General features: G+C 64.1%; 19 protein-coding genes and 1 riboswitch. Of the genes, 7 read left to right on the top strand and 12 right to left on the bottom strand.

The window, feature by feature from the left end; genetic code table 11:
• Positions 1-3: 3 nt before the first annotated feature.
• From yidD to thrS, 3 genes are all read left to right on the top strand, one after another.
• Complete coding sequence (gene yidD, locus V1479_RS12645) at positions 4-357, top strand: membrane protein insertion efficiency factor YidD (protein WP_368803199.1); 354 nt, start codon at positions 4-6, stop codon at positions 355-357.
• Positions 358-448: 91 nt separating this feature from the next.
• On the top strand, positions 449-634 hold the full coding sequence (locus tag V1479_RS12640; protein WP_173191742.1) for a YegP family protein: 186 nt from the start codon (positions 449-451) through the stop codon (positions 632-634).
• A gap of 182 nt (positions 635-816) precedes the next feature.
• Positions 817-2814 (top strand): threonine--tRNA ligase, encoded by a 1998-nt coding sequence (thrS, locus tag V1479_RS12635; protein ID WP_368803198.1) that lies wholly within the window; start codon positions 817-819, stop codon positions 2812-2814.
• A 38-nt stretch (positions 2815-2852) separates the two neighbouring features.
• Here the strand turns inward: thrS and V1479_RS12630 are convergent, their stop codons facing one another.
• Positions 2853-3803, bottom strand: coding sequence for an RgsD C-terminal domain-containing protein (locus V1479_RS12630; protein WP_368803197.1), 951 nt, complete (start codon positions 3801-3803; stop codon positions 2853-2855).
• Between the two features lie 129 nt (positions 3804-3932).
• On the opposite strand from V1479_RS12630, the gene V1479_RS12625 reads away from it, so the two are divergent.
• Together V1479_RS12625 and V1479_RS12620 are read left to right on the top strand one after the other, a co-directional pair.
• Positions 3933-4517 (top strand): nitroreductase family protein, encoded by a 585-nt coding sequence (locus V1479_RS12625; RefSeq protein ID WP_368803196.1) that lies wholly within the window; start codon positions 3933-3935, stop codon positions 4515-4517.
• A gap of 2 nt (positions 4518-4519) precedes the next feature.
• Positions 4520-5125, top strand: coding sequence for a flavin reductase family protein (locus V1479_RS12620; RefSeq protein WP_173191735.1), 606 nt, complete (start codon positions 4520-4522; stop codon positions 5123-5125).
• Between the two features lie 74 nt (positions 5126-5199).
• Here V1479_RS12620 and V1479_RS12615 read toward each other — a convergent pair whose 3' ends face one another.
• Complete coding sequence (locus V1479_RS12615) at positions 5200-5820, bottom strand: NAD(P)H-dependent oxidoreductase (RefSeq protein WP_368803195.1); 621 nt, start codon at positions 5818-5820, stop codon at positions 5200-5202.
• A gap of 80 nt (positions 5821-5900) precedes the next feature.
• On the opposite strand from V1479_RS12615, the gene V1479_RS12610 reads away from it, so the two are divergent.
• Positions 5901-6521 carry a TetR/AcrR family transcriptional regulator gene (locus tag V1479_RS12610; RefSeq protein ID WP_368803194.1) on the top strand — a complete coding sequence of 207 codons (621 nt, stop codon included), beginning with the start codon at positions 5901-5903 and terminating at the stop codon, positions 6519-6521.
• Positions 6522-6539: 18 nt separating this feature from the next.
• Here V1479_RS12610 and V1479_RS12605 read toward each other — a convergent pair whose 3' ends face one another.
• From V1479_RS12605 to V1479_RS12595, 3 genes are all read right to left on the bottom strand, one after another.
• On the bottom strand, positions 6540-7646 hold the full coding sequence (locus tag V1479_RS12605) for a transporter substrate-binding domain-containing protein (RefSeq protein ID WP_368803193.1): 1107 nt from the start codon (positions 7644-7646) through the stop codon (positions 6540-6542).
• Positions 7647-7781: 135 nt separating this feature from the next.
• The gene (locus V1479_RS12600) at positions 7782-8639 is read right to left on the bottom strand and encodes an HpcH/HpaI aldolase/citrate lyase family protein (RefSeq protein WP_368803192.1); all 858 of its coding nucleotides are present in this window, start codon (positions 8637-8639) and stop codon (positions 7782-7784) included.
• Positions 8639-9091: a MaoC family dehydratase gene (locus V1479_RS12595; protein WP_368803191.1), complete on the bottom strand. Its 453-nt coding sequence runs from the start codon at positions 9089-9091 to the stop codon at positions 8639-8641. Before V1479_RS12595 ends, V1479_RS12600 begins: the two co-directional genes overlap by 1 nt.
• Before the next feature lie 117 nt (positions 9092-9208).
• On the opposite strand from V1479_RS12595, the gene V1479_RS12590 reads away from it, so the two are divergent.
• Positions 9209-10351: a DUF2336 domain-containing protein gene (locus V1479_RS12590; RefSeq protein ID WP_368803190.1), complete on the top strand. Its 1143-nt coding sequence runs from the start codon at positions 9209-9211 to the stop codon at positions 10349-10351.
• Positions 10352-10382: 31 nt separating this feature from the next.
• Here V1479_RS12590 and V1479_RS12585 read toward each other — a convergent pair whose 3' ends face one another.
• From V1479_RS12585 to V1479_RS12555, 7 genes are all read right to left on the bottom strand, one after another.
• Positions 10383-10706, bottom strand: a complete 324-nt coding sequence (locus V1479_RS12585) for a BLUF domain-containing protein (RefSeq protein ID WP_368803189.1) — start codon at positions 10704-10706, stop codon at positions 10383-10385.
• Positions 10707-10737: 31 nt separating this feature from the next.
• Positions 10738-12795: a DNA topoisomerase IV subunit B gene (gene parE / locus V1479_RS12580; RefSeq protein WP_368803188.1), complete on the bottom strand. Its 2058-nt coding sequence runs from the start codon at positions 12793-12795 to the stop codon at positions 10738-10740.
• Between the two features lie 707 nt (positions 12796-13502).
• Entirely contained in the window at positions 13503-14036 is a 534-nt protein-coding gene (locus V1479_RS12575) for a VOC family protein (RefSeq protein ID WP_368803187.1), read from the bottom strand.
• Between the two features lie 110 nt (positions 14037-14146).
• A complete protein-coding gene (gcvP, locus tag V1479_RS12570) occupies positions 14147-16948 on the bottom strand; it encodes an aminomethyl-transferring glycine dehydrogenase (RefSeq protein WP_368803186.1) in 2802 nt (933 codons plus the stop codon).
• An 11-nt stretch (positions 16949-16959) separates the two neighbouring features.
• Entirely contained in the window at positions 16960-17328 is a 369-nt protein-coding gene (gene gcvH / locus V1479_RS12565) for a glycine cleavage system protein GcvH (RefSeq protein ID WP_368803185.1), read from the bottom strand.
• A gap of 6 nt (positions 17329-17334) precedes the next feature.
• On the bottom strand, positions 17335-18438 hold the full coding sequence (gene gcvT / locus V1479_RS12560) for a glycine cleavage system aminomethyltransferase GcvT (protein ID WP_368803184.1): 1104 nt from the start codon (positions 18436-18438) through the stop codon (positions 17335-17337).
• 147 nt (positions 18439-18585) lie between these two features.
• A riboswitch (glycine riboswitch) is annotated at positions 18586-18672 on the bottom strand.
• Positions 18673-18765: 93 nt separating this feature from the next.
• Positions 18766-19149, bottom strand: a complete 384-nt coding sequence (locus tag V1479_RS12555; RefSeq protein ID WP_368803183.1) for a helix-turn-helix domain-containing protein — start codon at positions 19147-19149, stop codon at positions 18766-18768.
• Between the last annotated feature and the right edge of the window lie 94 nt (positions 19150-19243).

Raw genomic sequence — 19243 nt, 5'->3', positions numbered from 1 at the left:
TGCATGGCTGATCACAGGCATCGAGCCGGCCGCAACTATGCGGGTCCGTGGCGGCGTACGCCGGGTCGCCTGATCGGGACCGGGCTTGTCCGGTTCTACCAGCTCACCCTTTCAGGCTTTATCGGCAATTCGTGCCGTCACCTGCCGACCTGTTCCGAATATGCCTACGAGGCGATCGCGCGGCATGGATTGTGGGCCGGCGGCTGGATGGGACTGTTCCGCTTCGTGCGCTGCGGGCCTGGCGGAACGCATGGCCTGGACCCCGTGCCCGAGCGGCTGGAGAGGCGTTACGTCTGGTACCTGCCGTGGCGTTACTGGGCGATAAGCCGGAAGCAGATGGAAAAAACGGCCCCGTAATCGAGGTTTAGGCGCCCGGTGGCTTGCCGTCGCCGCCTGCCGCTGGCAATTTGCGCGTGTTAATTGACGTAGCGAGAGAGGGGAGGCCTGCATGGCTCACAAGTTCGAAATCTACAAGGACAAGAAGGGCGAGTTCCGCGTCCGCTTCAAATACAACAGCGAGATCATGTTCTCGACCGAGGGCTATACGTCCAAGGCCAGCGCGCAGAACGCGATCGACTCGATCAAGAAGAATGGCCCCGGCGCGCCCGTCGAGGACAACAGCGCGGAAGCTTGACGCCTGCGGCCGCCCGACACCGGGCTGCCTCAACAACAAGGCGCGTCGGCATCGCGGGTCTTTACCTGCGCCGGCGCGCCGCTTATGTAGCGGGCCTGCCGTCGGCTGGCCTGACACGGACTGCCACGGCTGATCACCCACACCACCTGCGCTCGTTTGCAGGACTGGATAGGAGAATACCGATGGCTTCCGTTTCCCTGACATTCCCCGACAAATCCGTGCGCGAGTTCGATGTCGGCACCACCGGCCGCGACGTTGCCGAGTCGATTTCCAAGTCGCTCGCCAAGAAGGCGGTTGCGATTGCGATCGACGGCACGCTGCGCGATCTTGCCGACCCGGTGACCGCCGGGAACATCGAGATCGTCACCCGCGACGATCCGCGCGCGCTCGAGCTTATCCGCCACGATGCGGCGCACGTGCTGGCAGAGGCGGTGCAGGAGCTGTGGCCGGGGACGCAGGTGACCATCGGCCCGGTCATCGAGAACGGCTTCTATTACGACTTCGCGCGCAACGAGCCGTTCACGCCGGACGATTTCCCCGTCATCGAGAAGAAGATGCGCGAGATCGTCGCGCGCAACCGCCCCTTCACCAAGGAAGTGTGGGAGCGTGATCGCGCGCGCAAGGTGTTCGCCGACAAGGGCGAGGCCTACAAGGTCGAGCTGATTGACGCGATTCCGGAAGACCAGGATCTCAAGATTTACTTCCAGGGCGACTGGTTCGACCTGTGCCGCGGGCCTCACATGGCGTCGACCGGCCAGATCGGCAGCGCCTTCAAGCTGATGAAGGTTGCCGGCGCCTACTGGCGCGGTGACGCCAACAACCCGATGCTGACCCGCATCTACGGCACGGCATGGGCAGACCAGGCGCAGCTCGACCAGTATCTGCACATGCTGGAAGAAGCCGAGAAGCGCGATCACCGCCGCCTCGGGCGCGAGATGGACCTGTTCCATTTTCAGGAAGAGGGGCCGGGTGTCGTCTTCTGGCATGCCAAGGGCTGGAAGATGTTCCAGAACCTGATTTCCTACATGCGTCGCCGGCTCGGTGACGACTATCAGGAGGTCAACGCGCCGCAGATTCTCGACAAGAGCCTGTGGGAGACCTCGGGACACTGGGGCTGGTACCAGGAGAACATGTTCGCGGTGAAGTCGGCCCACGCCTTTACGCACCCGAACGATCCGGAAGCCGATCAGCGCATCTTCGCGCTGAAGCCGATGAACTGCCCCGGTCACGTGCAGATATTCAAGCACGGCCTTAAGTCCTACCGCGACCTGCCGATCCGGCTGGCCGAGTTCGGAAACGTGCATCGCTACGAGGCTTCGGGCGCACTGCACGGGCTGATGCGCGTGCGCGGGTTTACCCAGGACGACGCGCACGTCTTCTGCACCGAGGAACAGCTCGAGGCGGAAATCCTCAAGATCAACGACCTGATGATGTCGGTCTATGCGGATTTCGGCTTCGAGGAGATCGAGGTGAAGCTGGCGACCCGGCCCGAGAAGCGTGTCGGCACCGATGCGATGTGGGATCACGCCGAGGAGATCCTGCGGCGGTCGCTTGCGCGCATCGCCCGCGAGGACAACCGCATCAAGACCGGCATCAACGAGGGCGAGGGCACGTTCTACGGACCCAAGTTCGAATATACGCTCAAGGATGCTATCGGCCGCGAGTGGCAGTGCGGCACGACCCAGGTCGACTTCAACCTGCCGGAGCGGTTCGGGGCGTTCTACATCGGCGCGGATTCGGAGAAGAAGCAGCCGGTCATGGTGCACCGGGCAATCGCCGGTTCGCTCGAGCGTTTCCTGGGCATCGTCATCGAGAGCTGTGGCGGGCACATGCCGCTGTGGTTCGCGCCGCTGCAGGTCGTCGTCGCCACCATCACCTCGGATGCGGACGAGTATGCGCAGCGGGTGGTGGCGCGGCTGAAGGCCGCTGGGCTTTCCGCCGAGGCCGACCTGCGCAACGAGAAGATCAACTACAAGGTTCGCGAGCACTCGCTGGCCAAGGTTCCGGTGATCCTCGTCTGCGGCCGCCGCGAGGCGGAGGAGGCAAGCGTCAATGTGCGGCGTCTCGGCTCGCGCGATCAGGAATCGATGACGCTGGACGCGGCAACCGCCATGCTGGTGGAGGAGGCCATGCCGCCGGACCTGAAGCGCAAGAAGCTGGCTGCGGAGGCAGCCGCCTGACAGTTGATGGGGGCGGGCAGCAATGCCCGCCTTCTTTTCTAGCCGTCTCCGTCGTCTTCGACGGCAAGCACTTCGACGTCCTGGTTGTGACCGGCCACGACCTTGAATTCGCGCTGGTAGATCCTGTCGCGGTTCTTGGCGACAACCGCGTACTCGCCTTCGGCAAGAACCATCGAGGCGAAAGCACCGACGCTTTCGCGCACGATGTCGCCCGAATCGGTCAGCACCGCCCAAGATGTATCGGCGATGGCTTCGCCGCCTTCCTCGCGCACAAGCTTCATGGTCAGCTCGGCGGCCTTGTGCTCGACGGTCGCTTCGGTGAGCCGGCCTGCCTCGACATGGATGTCGGAGCGAATGACGGCATTGACCTTCCCGTAGGTCGAGACCACGTGATAGGTGCCGGAATTGAGCCTGACGACCGTGTTGGGTTTGACGTCGGGGATAATCAGCGGACGCTCGCCGGTGGCGTCGGGCTGTTCGTCATAGATCGAGAACCTCAGCTTGCCGGCGGGGATCCGCATGCCGCCGGAAAGAACCGCGTCGAGCTTGAGGCCGCCGGCATCGAGCACGATCGATTCGACCCCCGCATCGCGCGCGACGGTGATACGCTTGGTGGCGCCGGCGCGTCCGAAGGATGCGTGGACGAGATAGCTGCCGGGCTCCAGCGAAAACACTCCGGACCCGCCTTGCGAGGAGGCGACGAGCGGCAGCTTGCCTTCGCTATCGGCCTGCGGGCGGAATACGCGCCATACGAGGCCGCGTGTGATCTCGGGCCCACCCTCCGTGAGATGCGCCGAAAGCTTCACCTCTCCCTGGCCGCTGGTGGCGAGCGGCCCCTGGGTGGTCGGCGGGGCGAAACTTGAAAGGCCGGGGACCTCCAGCCCATCGAGAACGTCCGTATTGTCCTGCGCCGCCGCGGAGACCGCGACAAGCGCAATGCCGCCGGCGAGAATCGTTCTGGTGAACAGTCTGGAAACGTCCCCTATCATGGCTTGCGTTGAAGCCCAGGGCGATGGCAATTTCAAGGCCATAATTGCGTGCCGTCATGGCCGCACCCGGTCCAGGCATCCGGCTCCCGGTCGGTACCCATCACTGCAGCCGTTTCCAGGAGCATCCGATTGTCTTCCTCCGTCATCGATTTCATGCTTGCGCGCAAATCCGCGCCGATCCCCGAACTTAACGAACCTGCGCCGTCCGACGAAGAGATCAGGACGATGCTGACGATCGCCTCCCGGGTGCCGGACCACGGCCGGCTGGCACCATGGCGCTTCATACTCTATCGCGGCGCGGCGCGGGACCGCATCGGCGAGATGCTGGCCGCCCGCGCCGAACAACGCGAGGGACCGCTGACGGATGGCCGCCGCCAGCAGGAACTGGCTCGTTTCTCGCGGGCACCGCTCGTGATCGGGGTCGTATCGGTGCCGCGAGAGAACCCGAAAATCCCGCAATGGGAGATGTTCCTGTCGGGCGGCGCTGCGGCGATGAACCTGGTGATTGCGGCCAACGCGCTCGGTTACGGCACCAACTGGATCACCAACTGGTATTCCGACGACGAGGAAGGCCGGCGCATTCTCGGCCTCGCGCCGCAGGAGCGCGTCGTCGGTTTCGTGCATATCGGCACCTTCTCGGGCGACGCGCCCGAGCGGCCGCGCCCCGATGTGGACACGCTTTATTCGGAATGGTCCGGCCCCTGGGAGGCGTGAGCATGTTTTACGAACCGTCGAAGGGCCATGGCCTGCCGCACGATCCTTTCAAGGCAATCGTCGCGCCGAGGCCGATCGGCTGGATTTCGTCGCTCGGAGCCGATGGCTCCCTCAATCTCGCGCCCTATTCCTTCTTCAACGCGCTCGGCACGCATCCGCATCTCGTGATGTTTTCCTCTGAAGGGCAGAAGGACAGTGTCAGCTTTGCCGGCGAAACCCGCGAATTCGTTGCCAATCTTGTCAGCCGCGACCTGGCGGAAAAGATGAATGCCAGCGCCGTCGATGCGCCGCGCGGCGTTTCGGAGTTCGACTATGCGGGCCTCACTCCGGTGCCGTCATCACTGGTGGCTCCGCCGCGCGTCGGCGAAGCGCTCGCCGCACTCGAGTGCAAGGTCACCGACATCCTTGAGCCGAAGGGGCTGGACGGCCGCCCGGCCGGTAACGTCATTGTCTTCGGCGAGGTTGTCGGCGTCCATATCGACGATGCCGCGCTGACTGACGGGTTGTTCGACATCGTCAAGGCGGGTACCGTGGCCCGTCTCGGCTACATGGATTACACCGCCGTGTCCGAAACGTTCCAGATGCGCCGGCCGCGTTGGCAGGAGTGAACGTGGTCACTTCGGCTGCCGGGGTAGTCTTCGGCTGATTTGGCAATGAGGGTAGCCTGGTTGCGGGCAAGGCTTCACGCTGCCCGCGTCATTGTCCCCGCTTCCGGATGCCGGGATGCGTTAATGCCGATCGTGCAGGCTTTCTCGAGGTGTTCGGCCAGGTCGTCCACGTCCGATCGGAGCAGCAATTCGGACGTTTTGACGGGTGCGCCGCAATAGTCGAAGATTCCGTGATCTATCTGGGTCTTCATCGCACCGAAATAGCCGTGGCGGGCATAGGTGCGCTGCGAGGCGCCACCAATTGCAACGAGATGCACCGGCAGGTGCCGTAGGCGCTTCACGAGCCGGCCGTCCGCGCCTTCGTCGTAGGCCCATCCATTTGCGAATACACGGTCTATCCAGCCTTTGAGCAGGCCCGGCATCGACCACCAGTAGACCGGATAGACGAGGATCAGCGCATCGGCGCGGTCGATACGCGTCTGTTCTGCAAGCACGTCCGCTGACGGCTGCGCAGTGCGCAGATGCACGCGTATGTCATTTGCCGTGAAACGCGGATCGAACCCTTCGGCAGCAAGATCGGCGATTTCCCAGGAATTGTTCGGGTCGGATTGCGCGAAACCTTCGGCGACTTTTGCAGCAACGGTGTGAACGAATGAAACGGACTTGGGATGGGCAACGACGACGAGCGCGTGCATGGCTAAAACTCCTGCTGCGGTGATTGCGGAAGGTTGCGTGTTCTTATATACTTTTAGTAAGTTACTTTTGGTATATAGCGATGTCAAGTTTGGAAACCGACAATCGAGAAACACAGCGCACGGTACGGCGCAGGCTCTCGCGGGAGGAACGCCACCGCCAACTTCTCGATTCCGCGTGGCAGGTTATCCGCTACGAGGGAACCGAGGCGTTGTCGCTCGGGCGGCTTGCCGAGCAGGCGGGAGTCACGAAGCCTGTCGTCTATGACCATTTCGGCACGCGGGCGGGCTTGTTGTCGGCACTCTACCAGGAATTCGATGCGCGCCAGACGGCGCTGATGGATGCGGCCCTCCGGGATTGTGAGGCGACGCTGGAAGGCAGGGCAGGCGTCATCGCCTCCTCTTACGTCGATTGCGTGCTGGCGCAGGGACGCGAGATTCCCGATGTGATCGCCGCACTTGCCGGCTCGCCGGAGCTCGAGGCCGTCAAGCATGACTATCGGCTGGCGTTCATCGAAAAATGCAGGCGCCTGCTTGCCCCGTTTACCAGCGGAGGCGAATTGGGTCAGGCCGGGCTATGGGCAATGCTTGGCGCCGCCGATTCCTTGTCGCATGCAGCGGCGATGGGCGAGATCTCGTCGTCGCAGGCCAAGGAGGAACTCGTTGCGATCATCGACGGAGTCGTAAACCGTGAACGCAACTGACAGCATGGCCGATCTGCGTCAGTCGCCGAAATAACGCGCCCTGATTTCCTCGATTACGCCGTTTTCGTGGGCCCCGATCAGCTCTACCGTCAGCGGTCTCGTGAGGTTGCTGCCTTGTGGCAGGGCGAAGCCGTATTTGTCCGGCTCGAAGATGGGGCCGACGACGGTGACCGGCTGCTGGGGGTTGCTGTGCGCGTAGTATTCCAGCACCGGCGCGTCGGCGATGACGGCAGCGACACGCCCTTGCACCAGCGCATCGACGGCCTCGCCGAGGTGCGCGAAGGTGCGCGCATCCATGCCGGCACGGCGAGCATATGTTTCGGCGACCGAACCGGAGAAAACCGCGACGGGACGGCCAGGCAAATCCTCAACCGAGTTGATCTGGTTCGTCAGTGAAAGCGTCGTCATCACGCTCGTGACCGACGACGTCACATAGGCCAGAACGGCGACGCCGCAGACCAGCCACAGCCCCTGCCATATGCGCCCGACCCACCCGAAGAGGTTGCTGCGCGAGGGCGGCTTGCCGGAGGTGGCGACCGACATGACCGTGTAGAAGCTTTCCGCGATGCCATCCCGCCAGCGTTGCGGGAAGTTCTTGTCGAAGCGCCGGTCAAAAAAGGTCAGAAGAACCGTCGCGGCCAGTATTGTCGCGACGATCCATCCATAGGCACGCAAATGGCCAGACGATTGAAGTCCGGCGATAACGTCCCAGAAACCGGCGGTGCGCTCCTCGTTGACCATGATCCGCAGCCCGGCGTCGAACCAGGGATGGGTGAAGTCGATGCTTTCAGCGCGGTCGCGGGTGATCGTCAGATTGGTGACGGCTACGTCGATCAGACCGTTCGCGGTGGCGGATACCAGTTCGCGCAAGGTGTCGAGTTCGACGTAATCGGCCTCGATGTCGAGATCGGCGGCCAGTCTCTCCCAAAGGTCGATGGACATGCCCTTGAAACTCTCGCCGTCTTTCATCACGAAAGGCGGGCTCTCATAGACGCCGACGGTGAGCCTGCCTGTCTGCGGCTGTGATTGTTCGCTCTCCTGGGCTGTCGCAATGTTTGCGAAGGCAAATGCGAGCAGGGCGGAAAAAAGCGCGACGAGGGCCGGGCGGCGACATTCATGCCTCATCGGTATACCTCCGGGCAGGTTGACTCGCGCGCCTTTCTAACGGGCAGGTTGCGGCGGGCCAACCCTCGGGCGGATAAAACCCGCGCGCTCGAATGAACCGGGCCTGACTTCCGGCAGGAAGATTGCCGTCACCCGTCAGAGCGCCCGTGCCAGAAGCCGTTCCGCCCGCTTGAGGTGAGGGCGGTCGTACATCTTGCCGTCTATGCCCACCACGCCCGGATTGCCCGCCGCCGCGAAGGCTGCGACCACGGCACGGGCATGAGCGACCGCCTCCTGCGACGGGGTGAAGACCTCGTTGATGATCGGCACCTGCGCCGGATGGATCGCCATGCGACCGGTGAAGCCATCGCGCATGCCTTCGAGGCAGTCGCGCCGGAATGCTTCTTCGTCGCGGAAATCGGGGAATACGGTGTCGATCGCCGCCACTTCCGCCGCGCCCGCGGCCAGAATGGTGGAGACGCGTGCTAAGCGGAACACGTCGGTATAGGCGCCTTCGTCGTCTCGCGTGTCGGCCGCGCCGATCTCAGCGGACAAATCCTCCGCGCCCCACGTCAGGCCCGCGAGCCGCGCGCCGGCGTGGCGGTAGGTGGCAGCGTTCAGCGTGCCCAGCGGCGTCTCGGTTATGATCGGGATGATCTTCGTCACGCCGTCGGCGAGCCCGTTTTCGGCTTCGTGAACGCGCAGGCGAACCGCGAGGCGCCCGACATCGTCGGCGCTGTTCGATTTAGGCAGCATGACGCCTGCGGGCGCGGCCTTCATGACAGCGGCGAGATCGTCGTCGGTCAGGCCGGTCGAAAGATCGTTGACGCGGACATAGATCGACGGCCCGTTTCTTTCCGATGCGATGAATGCCGTCGCAGTTTCGCGCGCGGCCTGCTTGTTGTCGGCTGAAACGGAATCTTCCAGGTCGACGATCAGCACATCGGCGCCGGATGACAGGCCCTTGGCGAGCTTGCGCTCCGAATCGCCGGGGACGAACAGCAGCGAACGCATCAGGCAGGCCTCTTCTGCACCATCGTTTGCCGCAGGCAGCGGGCGACGAGATCGCCATGCTGGTTGTAGGCGCGGTGTTCCATCTCGACCACGCCACGGTCGGGCTTCGACTTGGATTCCCGCACCGAGCGGATTTCGGTTTCGACCCGGATCGTGTCGCCGTGGAAAACCGGATGCGGGAAGGACGTATCCGTCATCCCGAGATTGGCGACGATCGTGCCGAGCGTGGTGTCGTGAACGGAGATACCGATCATCAGGCCGAGCGTGAACAGCGAATTGACGAGCGGCTTGCCCCATTCCGACTTTGCTGCGTAGTCGAAATCGATGTGGAGCGGCTGCGGGTTCATGGTCATGACCGAGAACAGCACGTTGTCGCTTTCCGTCACCGAACGGGTCAAAGCGTGGCGGATGACCTGCCCGACCTCGAACTCCTCCAGATAAAGCCCAGCCATGGAAATTCCCTCCCTGCGGCTATGGTTTCCGGTCGGTTAAAAGGCATGGTGAACCGTTCGTAAACCATTTTTCTGCAGCGTCCACCGGGAGTTGAGCGAGGTCGGGCGCAGGCGTAGATGGTCATCAGACAGTTTCTCAGATGGGTCGGCAGTGCGCGGGTTGCAGAGCGAGAGGCGGCCGCAGCCGCGCTGGCGCGTGCCTTTGTCGATCACCAGCTTCCCTTTGAAGACAGGTGCGAGGCAGAGGCGGCGCTGACGCTCCTGCTCGACGACCCGTCACCCAAGGTGCGCGCCGCATTGGCCGATGCGTTGTCGATGAGCCGCTACGCGCCGCCGCAGATCATCGCCGCGCTGGCTTCGGACCAGAAGGAGGTTGCGGCCCCGGTTCTGGTACGTTCGCCGTTGCTTACCGATGCGGATCTGATCGACCGGGTCGCGGCGTCCGACGGCCCGATCCAGAGCCTGATTGCGGGACGTGCGTCGGTTTCCATGAGCCTGGCGGCGGCGATAGCCGAAGTGGGCGAACTAGAGGCCTGTGTTGTTCTTGCCCGCAACGGCGGGGCGGACATCGCTTCGCTGTCTTTTCGCCGGATGGCGGAGCGCCATGGCCATCAGGCCGCGCTGCGCGAAACACTTTTGAACGACCGGCGTCTGCCGGGTGACTGCAGGCACATGCTGCTCGTCAAACTTGGCGAGGCATTGAAGACGTCGCCGCTGGTGATTGCGCTAATGGGGCAGGCGCGTGCCGAGCGCGTTACCCGCGAGGCGTGCCAGCGCGCTTCGCTGACACTGCTCGACAAGACCGCGCGTGGCGAGCACGCCGCGCTCATCGAGCATCTGCGTCTGCGTGGCGAGCTCACGGCCAGCTTTCTCATCCGCGCGATTGCGCATGGCAAGGTGGATTTCTTCGGTTCCGTACTGATGGCGCTGACTGGCCAGTCCGAGGAACGTGTGCGGGCGATCCTGGCCTCCGGCCGGGATGTCGCCGTGACGGCTCTCTTCCGCTCGGCCGGCCTTGTCGAAACGCTGCACGCGGTCTTCCTGCGCGCGCTCAAGGTATGGCGAGAGGTCGCCACCGGAAAACGCGTCGCCGGGGCGCAGGAGGTGACCTGGCTGATGCTGGGCGAGGTCAATGCCGCGCCAGGGCAGTCGGGGCCGAGTGAGCGCGACCGCGAAACGGCCGCCCTGATCAAGGCAATTCACCTTGAGGTTCTGCGCGAGAATGCGCGCTCCCATGCACTGGCGATTGCGGCGGCTTGACGCGCACGACGCGCAATCCCTGAATGGTGCGCTACGCGGCGTAGGCGGCGACGACGATGTCGAGCATGCCGCGACGAACCATGCCCCAGTCATCGAAAGTGGTTGCGTCGATGCCGTGGCGTACGAGCTCTACGATGCCGGAGTGCCGGTCATCGCGCTTGATGGACGCGAACAGCGCATCCACGGCGGCGTCCGGACCTTCGAGAATCTGGCACACACGCCTGTCCTCGACGGCAAGTATGCCGGTGATGCCGTGGCTTGTGTTGAAGGCGGCAGCCTTGTCCACGAGCGCGGCAAGTTCGGCCTCGGTCACATGCTGCTCGAGAGTGGAGACGTAGACAATCCTCAGAGGCATGGTGATTTCCTGATGTACGAAAGGCGGCTGCTCAGATGTCGAGCTCTTCGACGAACTCGGCACGCTCCTGGATAAAGCGGAACCGGGCTTCGGGCTTGGTGCCCATCAACGCGTCTACGGACGCGCGCGTCCCTTCCGGATCGGTCTCGTCCACATCGACCCGCAGCAGCGTGCGCTTGCGCCGGTCCATGGTCGTTTCCTTGAGCTGGTTTGCCATCATCTCGCCAAGGCCCTTGAAGCGGCCGATCTCGATCTTGCCGCGGCCTGTGAATTCGTTCTTCACGAGCTCGTCCTTGTGGGCGTCGTCGCGCGCATACATCGTCTTGCCGCCCTGGCTGATGCGATAGAGCGGCGGCACGGCCATGTAGAGATGGCCGCCTTTGATGAGCTGCGGCATCTCCTGATAGAAGAAGGTAATCAGCAGCGAGGCGATATGCGCGCCGTCGACGTCGGCATCCGTCATGATGATGATGCGGTCGTAGCGCAGGTCCTCGTCGCGGTATTTCGAGCGCGTGCCGCAGCCCAGCGCCTGGATGATGTCCGCGATCTGCTGGTTGGCCGAAAGCTTGTCGTGGCCGGCGCTGGCCACGTTCAGGATCTTGCCGCGCAGAGGCAGCACCGCCTGGCTGGCGCGGTCGCGCGCCTGCTTGGCGGAGCCGCCGGCCGAGTCGCCCTCGACGATGAAGAGTTCTGCGCCTTGCGCCGCGCCCTGCGTGCAGTCGGCCAGCTTGCCGGGCAGGCGCAGCTTGCGCACCGCGCTCTTGCGGCTGACTTCCTTCTCCTGGCGGCGGCGTACGCGTTCATCTGCGCGCGCGATTACCCAGTCGAGCAGCTTGGAGGCTTCCTGGGGATTGTCGGCGAGCCAGTGGTCGAAGGCGTCGCGGATCGCCGTCTCCACGATGCGCTGGGCTTCCACCGTCGCCAGCCGGTCCTTGGTCTGGCCGACGAATTCCGGTTCGCGGATGAACACCGACAGCATGCCGGCAGCCGAGATCATCACGTCCTCGCCGGTGACGACCGAGGCGCGCTTGTTTCCGACCAGATCCGCATAGGCCTTCAGCCCGCGCGTCAACACGTTGCGGAAACCCATCTCGTGGGTGCCGCCTTCCGGCGTCGGAATGGTGTTGCAGTAGGAGTTCAGGAAGCCGTCGCCGCCATACCAGGTGACAGCCCATTCCATGGAGCCGTGGCCGCCCTGCTTCTCGCTCTTGCCGGCGAAGATTTCGCGCGTGACCTGAAAATCAGAGCCGAGCGATGCGGCCAGATAATCCTTCAATCCGCCGGGAAAGTGAAAGACGGCCTTTGCCGGCGTCTCGTCCTTTTCAGGGATCAATGCCGGGTCGCACGACCAGCGGATTTCCACGCCGCCGAAGAGATATGCCTTGGAGCGGGCCATGCGGTAGAGCCGCGCCGGCTCGAACTTCGCGCTCTTTCCAAATATGTCCGCGTCGGGATGGAAACGGGTGCGCGTGCCGCGCCGGTTGTGCACGTCGCCGAGGTTTTCCAGCGGTCCCTGCGGTACGCCGCGCGAGAAGCGCTGACGGTAGAGCTTGCGGCCGCGCGCGACCTCGACTTCGAGCACGTCGGACAGCGCGTTGACGACCGAGACGCCGACGCCGTGCAGGCCGCCGGAGGTTTCGTAGACCTTGGAGTCGAACTTGCCGCCGGCGTGCAGCGTCGTCATGATGACTTCGAGCGCCGACTTGTCCTTGAACTTCGGGTGCGGGTCGACCGGTATGCCACGACCGTTGTCCGTGACGGTGATGAAGCCTTCGGCGTCCAGCTCGACCTCGATGAAGGTCGCATGGCCGGCGACGGCCTCGTCCATCGAGTTGTCGATCACTTCGGCGAAAAGGTGATGCAACGCCTTCTCGTCAGTGCCGCCGATATACATGCCCGGCCGCCGCCGCACCGGCTCCAGCCCTTCCAGAACCTCGATGTCTGCCGCGCTGTAACCTTCGCTACCATCCTTCTGCTGCGGCTGCTTTGCCTTGGCGGCCTGCACCAGCGGGTCTGCCGGGCGGTCGGGCGCGCGCTGCGGGGCAGGGCTGTCGGCGAGGTTGGCGAAGAGGTCGTTTGCGTCGTCCATGAATGCCTGTCGTTCGATCTGCCGCGAATCACCGCCGATACTGCCATGGTTCGGCGGCCAAGGCGACGGGAGTTCCTGATACGTTCGCGCCGGGGGTCGCGATCGCGTCGAATGGCTACAATTTTACGGATCGGTGTTACCGAAGCCTAACCAGCCTGACGAATAAGCCCCTTTTGTGCCGCTTCAGGGGACAAATTTGTTCAGCTTTCGCCTCCAGCTTCGCCCGTAACACAAAAACGGCAAAAGTGCAGGGGCAAAGGCTGTGAAACACGGAACTATGGCAACGGTTGGAAGCGGCGCGGTGCCGGCCACAGTGGACACAACGCAGGCGGACGGACTGCCGCGTTGGCTACGCCGGTCACTGATTTTTGCGGCTGCTTTCGCGCTGGCGTTCGGCGCGGTGCGACTGGCGCGGGCGGAGACTGACGTCACATCCGCACAATCGCATATGCTGACACATTCTGCGCCGGTCGCGGGCGAGCCGATTGCCTAAAGCGTGTTGCGCGTTGGCGGATTCATATCGACGACGTCATCCTCGGGCTTGTCCCGAGGATCTGCCAACCTGTCAGAGCAGTAGATCCTCGGGACAAGCCCGAGGATGACGTCGCTGAGGTGTCCGATGCAAATCGACGCGGCGCAGGTGTAGTGCTCCTATCCGAATACCATCGGCAGCGACACGCTATAGCTCCGAACGGCTTCTGCGGGCATCAGCCTTCGAAGGCCGCGCGCAGTTGCGCGATGTCGAACTTCTTCATCTGCAGGAACGCGGCGGTGACGCGCGCGACCTTTGCGGAATCGGCATCCTGCATCATTTCCAACATGGCGTTGGGCACCACCTGCCAGGACAGGCCGAACCTGTCCTTCACCCAGCCGCAGGGGCCTTCCTGGCCGCCTTCGCTGAGCCTGGCCCAGTAATAGTCAACCTCTTCCTGGTCTGCGCACGGAATCTGGAACGAGATCGCCTCATCAAAGGTGAAGTGCGGCCCGCCATTGAGGCCGACGAAATCCTGGCCATCGAGCGTGAAAGCGACGGTCATCACCGTGCCTTCTTCCTTGCCGTGGATTTCCTTGCCTTCGGCGCCGTAGCGACTGATCGTCCTGATGTGCGAGTTGGGGAAGATCGAGACGTAGAAGTTGGCTGCATCCTCCGCCTTGTCGTCGAACCAGAGACAAGGAGTGATCTGGCGCAGAGGGCTGTTCTTGTCCTTGGCGACGGAGCGCGGCGCGGTGCGGGTTTCCATGGGTTTTCTCCTCATCCTCGTATGGGTTGGAAGGGCAGGGGCATGCCGCCCCTGCCACCCGAGGACGTATCGCCGCCGGTCATTCCGACACGCGGCGGGAGAAATTGCGCTCAGCTCGCCAATGCTTCCACAGGCGGGCAGGCGCAGACGAGGTTGCGGTCGCCGCCGACATTGTCGATGCGGGAGACCGGCGGCCAGTATTTTGCGGCGAAGTCCGTTTCGCCAGCGGGGAAGGCTGCGACCGAACGCGGATAGGCATGAGCCCACTCATCGGCCATGGCTTCGGCCGCGGTGTGCGGCGCGTTGACGAGCGGGTTGTCATCCTTCGGCCAAGAGCCGTCGGCGACCTTGCCGGCTTCCGACGCGATGCCGATCATGGCGTCGCAGAAGCGGTCGAGCTCGCGCTTCGGCTCGCTTTCCGTCGGCTCCACCATCAGCGTTCCTGCCACCGGCCATGACATGGTCGGCGCGTGGAAACCGTAGTCGATCAATCGCTTGGCGATGTCTTCCACGGTTACGCCCGCGCTGTCCTTCAGCACGCGCGTATCAAGGATGCACTCGTGCGCGACACGGCCGTTACGACCCTTGTAGAGCACCGGATAGTGGGCTTTCAGGCGCTCGGCGACGTAGTTGGCCGACAGGATCGCCGTCTCCGTTGCACGCTTCAGCCCTGAAGCACCCATCATGCGGATGTACATCCAGGTGATCGGCAGGATCGACGCCGAGCCGAAGGGGGCTGCGGCCACCGCCTGCTCGGTGCCGCCTGCCACGTGGCCCGGCAGAAAGGGTGCCAGATGTGCCGCGACGCCGATCGGGCCGATGCCTGGCCCGCCGCCGCCATGCGGGATGCAGAAGGTCTTGTGCAGGTTCATGTGGCAGACGTCGGCACCGAGATCGCCGGGCCGGGCAAGGCCGACCATGGCGTTGAGGTTGGCGCCGTCGAGATAGACCTGCCCGCCATGCTCATGCACAAGCGCGCAGATGTCGCGAACGCCTTCCTCGAACACGCCGTGCGTGGAAGGATAGGTGATCATCAGCGCGGCGAGCCGGTCCGCGAACTGCGCGGCCTTTGCCTTGAGGTCGTCGACGTCGATGTCGCCGTCTTCCGTACATTTCACCACCACCACGTCCATGCCGGCCATGGCAGCACTTGCCGGGTTGGTGCCATGCGCGGAGGAGGGAATGAGGCAGACGGTGCGACCCGCATCCCCGCGCTCGCGGTGATAGCGGCGTATGGCGAGCAGGCCCGCATATTCACCCTGGCTGCCGGCGTTGGGCTGCAGCGAGACGGCGGCGAAGCCAGTGATTTCGGCAAGCCAGCCTTCCAGCTCGTCGATCATCGCGCGATAGCCTTGCGCATGCGCTTCGAGCGCGAAGGGATGCAGATTGCCGACATTCGGCCAGCTCACCGGCATCATCTCGGCGGCCGCGTTGAGCTTCATCGTGCAGGACCCTAGCGGGATCATCGCGCGGTCGAGCGCGAGATCCTTGTCGGCAAGCCGGCGCAGGAAGCGCATCATTTCCGTTTCCGACCGGTTTTCGTGAAAGACCGGCTGGGTGAGGAAGCCCTTGTCGCGCGCTTTGCCTGGCAGCGAGGCGGAGGCATCGTCCGGAATCGAAGCGCCGAAGAGCCCGCCGATGGTTTGAAGATCGGCTTCGTTCGAGGTCTCGTCGAAGGTGATCCCGATCCGGTCGGCGTCGATCACGCGCAGCAGAAGCCCGGCCTTTTCCGCTTTTTCGGCGATGTCGCGCGCCTTTCCGGGAACCGTGACGGTCACCGTGTCGAATATCGCGATGCCTGCGATTTCGACGCCCGCCGCAGATAAGCCTGTCGCGAGCCGTGCGGCCAGCCCGTTTACCCGCCGCGCGATCGCCTGCAGCCCTTCGGGGCCGTGCCAGATCGCGTAGGCGACGGCCATGTTGGCAAGCAGCGCCTGCGCGGTGCAGATGTTGGAAGTCGCCTTGTCGCGGCGGATGTGCTGTTCGCGCGTCTGCAGCGCGAGGCGGTAACCGGGCCTGCCATGCGCGTCGGTCGACTGGCCGACGAGCCGGCCCGGCATCAGCCGGGTAAGCTGGTCGGAGACCGCGCAATAGGCAGCATGCGGGCCGCCATAGCCCATCGGCACGCCGTAGCGCTGCATGGAGCCGACCGCGATGTCCGCACCCTGCGAGGCCGGCGTCTCGGTCAGGGTCAACGCCAGTGGATCGGCGACGAAGATGACGATGGCGCCGGCTTCCTTCGCCCTTGCGATCGTATCCTTGTGGTCGCCATAGACGCCATGCGTATCAGGCCACGGCACGATGACGGCTGTCGTCTCCGCGCCGATCTCGTCGGCGCCGATATTGATGCCGAGCGGTTCCGCGCGCGTCCTGACGACGTCGAGAACCTGCCCGTGCAGCGCACCGGCAAGAACCACGTCGTTGCGCTTGGAACGGTGATGCCGCCACGCAATACCGACGGCCTCGGCAACGGCGGTCGCCTCGTCCAGCAGCGAGGCGGAGGCCACCGGCAGGCCGGTCAGCTCGCTCACCAGCGTCTGGAAGTTGAACAGCATCTCCAGCCGGCCCTGGCTGATCTCGGACTGGTAGGGCGTGTATGCCGTGTACCAGGCCGGGTTCTCGAACAGGTTGCGCTGGATGACCGGCGGCACGTTCACGCCATGGTAGCCCGCACCGATGAAGCTTTTCAGCACGACGTTGCGGCCCATCTTCTCGCCAAGCTCGGCGAGAGCCTCGGCTTCGCTTGCGGGCTCCGGCAGGTCGAGAGGGCGGTCGAGCCTGATCGACTTCGGCACCGCCTGGGTGATGAGGGTCTCGACCGATGGAACGCCGAGGGCGGCGAGCATGGCGCGTACGTCCTGCGGGCCGGGGCCGACATGACGGTCGGCGAAGATGGCTTGTCTTTCGTTCATGATTTCGTCCTTCAGCCGATCAGCGCCTTGTAGCCGGCCTCGTCCATCAGGCCCTCGATCTGGCTTTCGTCGGCAAGCTTCATCTTCCAGAGCCAGCCGTCCGCTGCCGCCGAAGAATTGACCAGCGCCGGGTCGGACGAAAGCTTGTCGTTGACCTCGGTGATCTCCCCGTCGGCCGGTGCGTAGACGTCGGAGGCAGCCTTGACGGACTCGACCACCACGGCCGCGTCGCCCTTGGATACGGCTTTGCCGACCTCGGGCAGTTCCACGAAAACGAGGTCGCCGAGCTGCTCCTGCGCGTAATCCGTGATGCCCACCGTGGCGACACCGCCCTCGACGCGCAGCCATTCATGATCTTCGGTGAAATAGGTGGTTGCCATCGGGGTTTATCCTTTGCGGTAGCGATGCTGCGTGAAGGGAAGGGGGTGAACGTCGATCGGCACGCGGTTGCCGCGCACCTCTGCGAAAAGTCTGCTGCCAGGCGCCCCGAGGGTGGCGGGGACGTAGCCCATCGCGACGGGGAAACCTGCCGAAGGGCCGAAGCCGCCGGAGGTGACGCTGCCGGCCGGATTGCCGTCAGCGTCGAACAGGTCAGCGCCCGCGCGCACCGGCTGGCGGCCTTCCGGCTTCAGTCCGACGCGCTTGCGCCGTGGCCCCGCCGTTATCGCTGCGCGCAGGGCGTCTGCGCCGATGAAACTCCCGTTTTCACGCAGCGGCTTGGCGATCGCCCACATCAGGCCGGCATCGACCGGCGTCGTCTCGGGCGTAATGTCCTGCCCGTGCAGGCAGAGCCCGGCTTCGAGCCGCAGACTGTCGCGGGCTGCAAGACCGATCCATTCGACGTTTTCGTCGGCAAGGAGAGCTTCGGCGAAGGCTTTCGCCTCGGCCCAGGGCAGGGCGATCTCGAATCCGTCCTCGCCGGTATAGCCGGAGCGGCTGGCAAACCAGCCTTCACGCGGCTCCAGGCCGTGCATGAAGGTCAGTGCCGAAAGATCGAGGCCGGCTCTGGAGAGTGCGCCTTCGGCTGCAGGCCCCTGCAACGCCAGGAAAACGCGCTCAAGCGGCTCGATCGTGCAGTCGAAGGACGCGGCGACCTGTTTAAGGTGCTTTTCGTCTGCGACCGCGTTGCCGGCATTGGCAACGACCATGAAGCGTTCCGCTCCGAGGCGGGTGACGATGAGGTCGTCAAGGATGCCGGCCTCGTCGTTGAGGAAGAAGGTGTATTTCGACTGGCTCTCGGTCAGCGCCTCAGGATCCAGCGGGCATGCGCGCGCCAGCGCGGCGGCCGCCTGTGACCCTGTCACGAGGAACAGTTTCATGTGGGAAATGTCGAAAAGGCCGGCCTTTTCCCGCGTGTGCAGGTGCTCCTTGAGCACGCCGAGCGAGTAGGTGATCGGCATCGACCAGCCGGCAAACCCGCCGAAGCGCGCACCGGCGGCTTCGTGCAGGTCTTTCAGCGGCAGTTGAAAAAGTTCGCCCGTATCGGTCATTCATCCTCCAGAACAGCACCAACCAGCCGCTGAAGCGGCAGTTCGCGCCCCTCTGTCGGAAGCCTGAGAGACTTGGTACGACCGGAACCCTGTCGGTCGCCCTTACACCTTCGGCGCGGGGTTTCCCCCGACTTTCCAGAGCGTCTTGACCGGCCTACGGTTCTTTTGCCTGAGAGATTTCGGGCGATTTCCCCTTCGGCGGCAGCTTTCGCTGCTCTCTCCCGCAAGCCGGCAGGGCATCGCTGCCCAGGACGAGTCGTTTCTAGCCGATGCGAGAGGCGATGTCACCTGCTCGCAACGCTTATCCCGATCAGTCGATAGAGACCGTCAATCGTAGGCGGCCATGCGGCCCAGATCACGCTCGATCTGCCCGATAACCTCGGCAGTTTCCTGGTGCAGGCGCTTGAGGCGATCGAGTTGAAAGGCGACGCTTTCGGCCAGTTCGGCCCCGGTATCCTCGATAGGCGAGGTGCCGACGCCGTAGAGCAGCCATGAGAGGCTGACATTCAAGACGCCTGCCAGCATGGAAAGCCGGTTGGCGCGCGGCTGGGAGCGGTCGCTTTCCCATGCCTGGATGGTCGATGACTGCACGCCGATGCGGCGGGCAAGTTGTGCAGCGGAAAGGCCGACTGCGTCCCTGGCGCGCGATAGCCTGCCGCCGAGCGTGTCTGTATCGGGAATGTCGGAATAGATCGTCGCGGTGTCGGGCACCCACCCACCTCCTTGTTGTGGTGAAATCGCGCCCGCATGACACGCAGGCTGCGCGGCTAGCATAGGGATCGGTCGGGCAGGCGCAACCCTTGGA

This window comes from Neoaquamicrobium sediminum (genome assembly GCF_040970315.1).
Taxonomy (GTDB): domain Bacteria; phylum Pseudomonadota; class Alphaproteobacteria; order Rhizobiales; family Rhizobiaceae; genus Aerobium; species Aerobium sediminum.
This window is presented reverse-complemented; position numbering and strand designations above follow the sequence as displayed.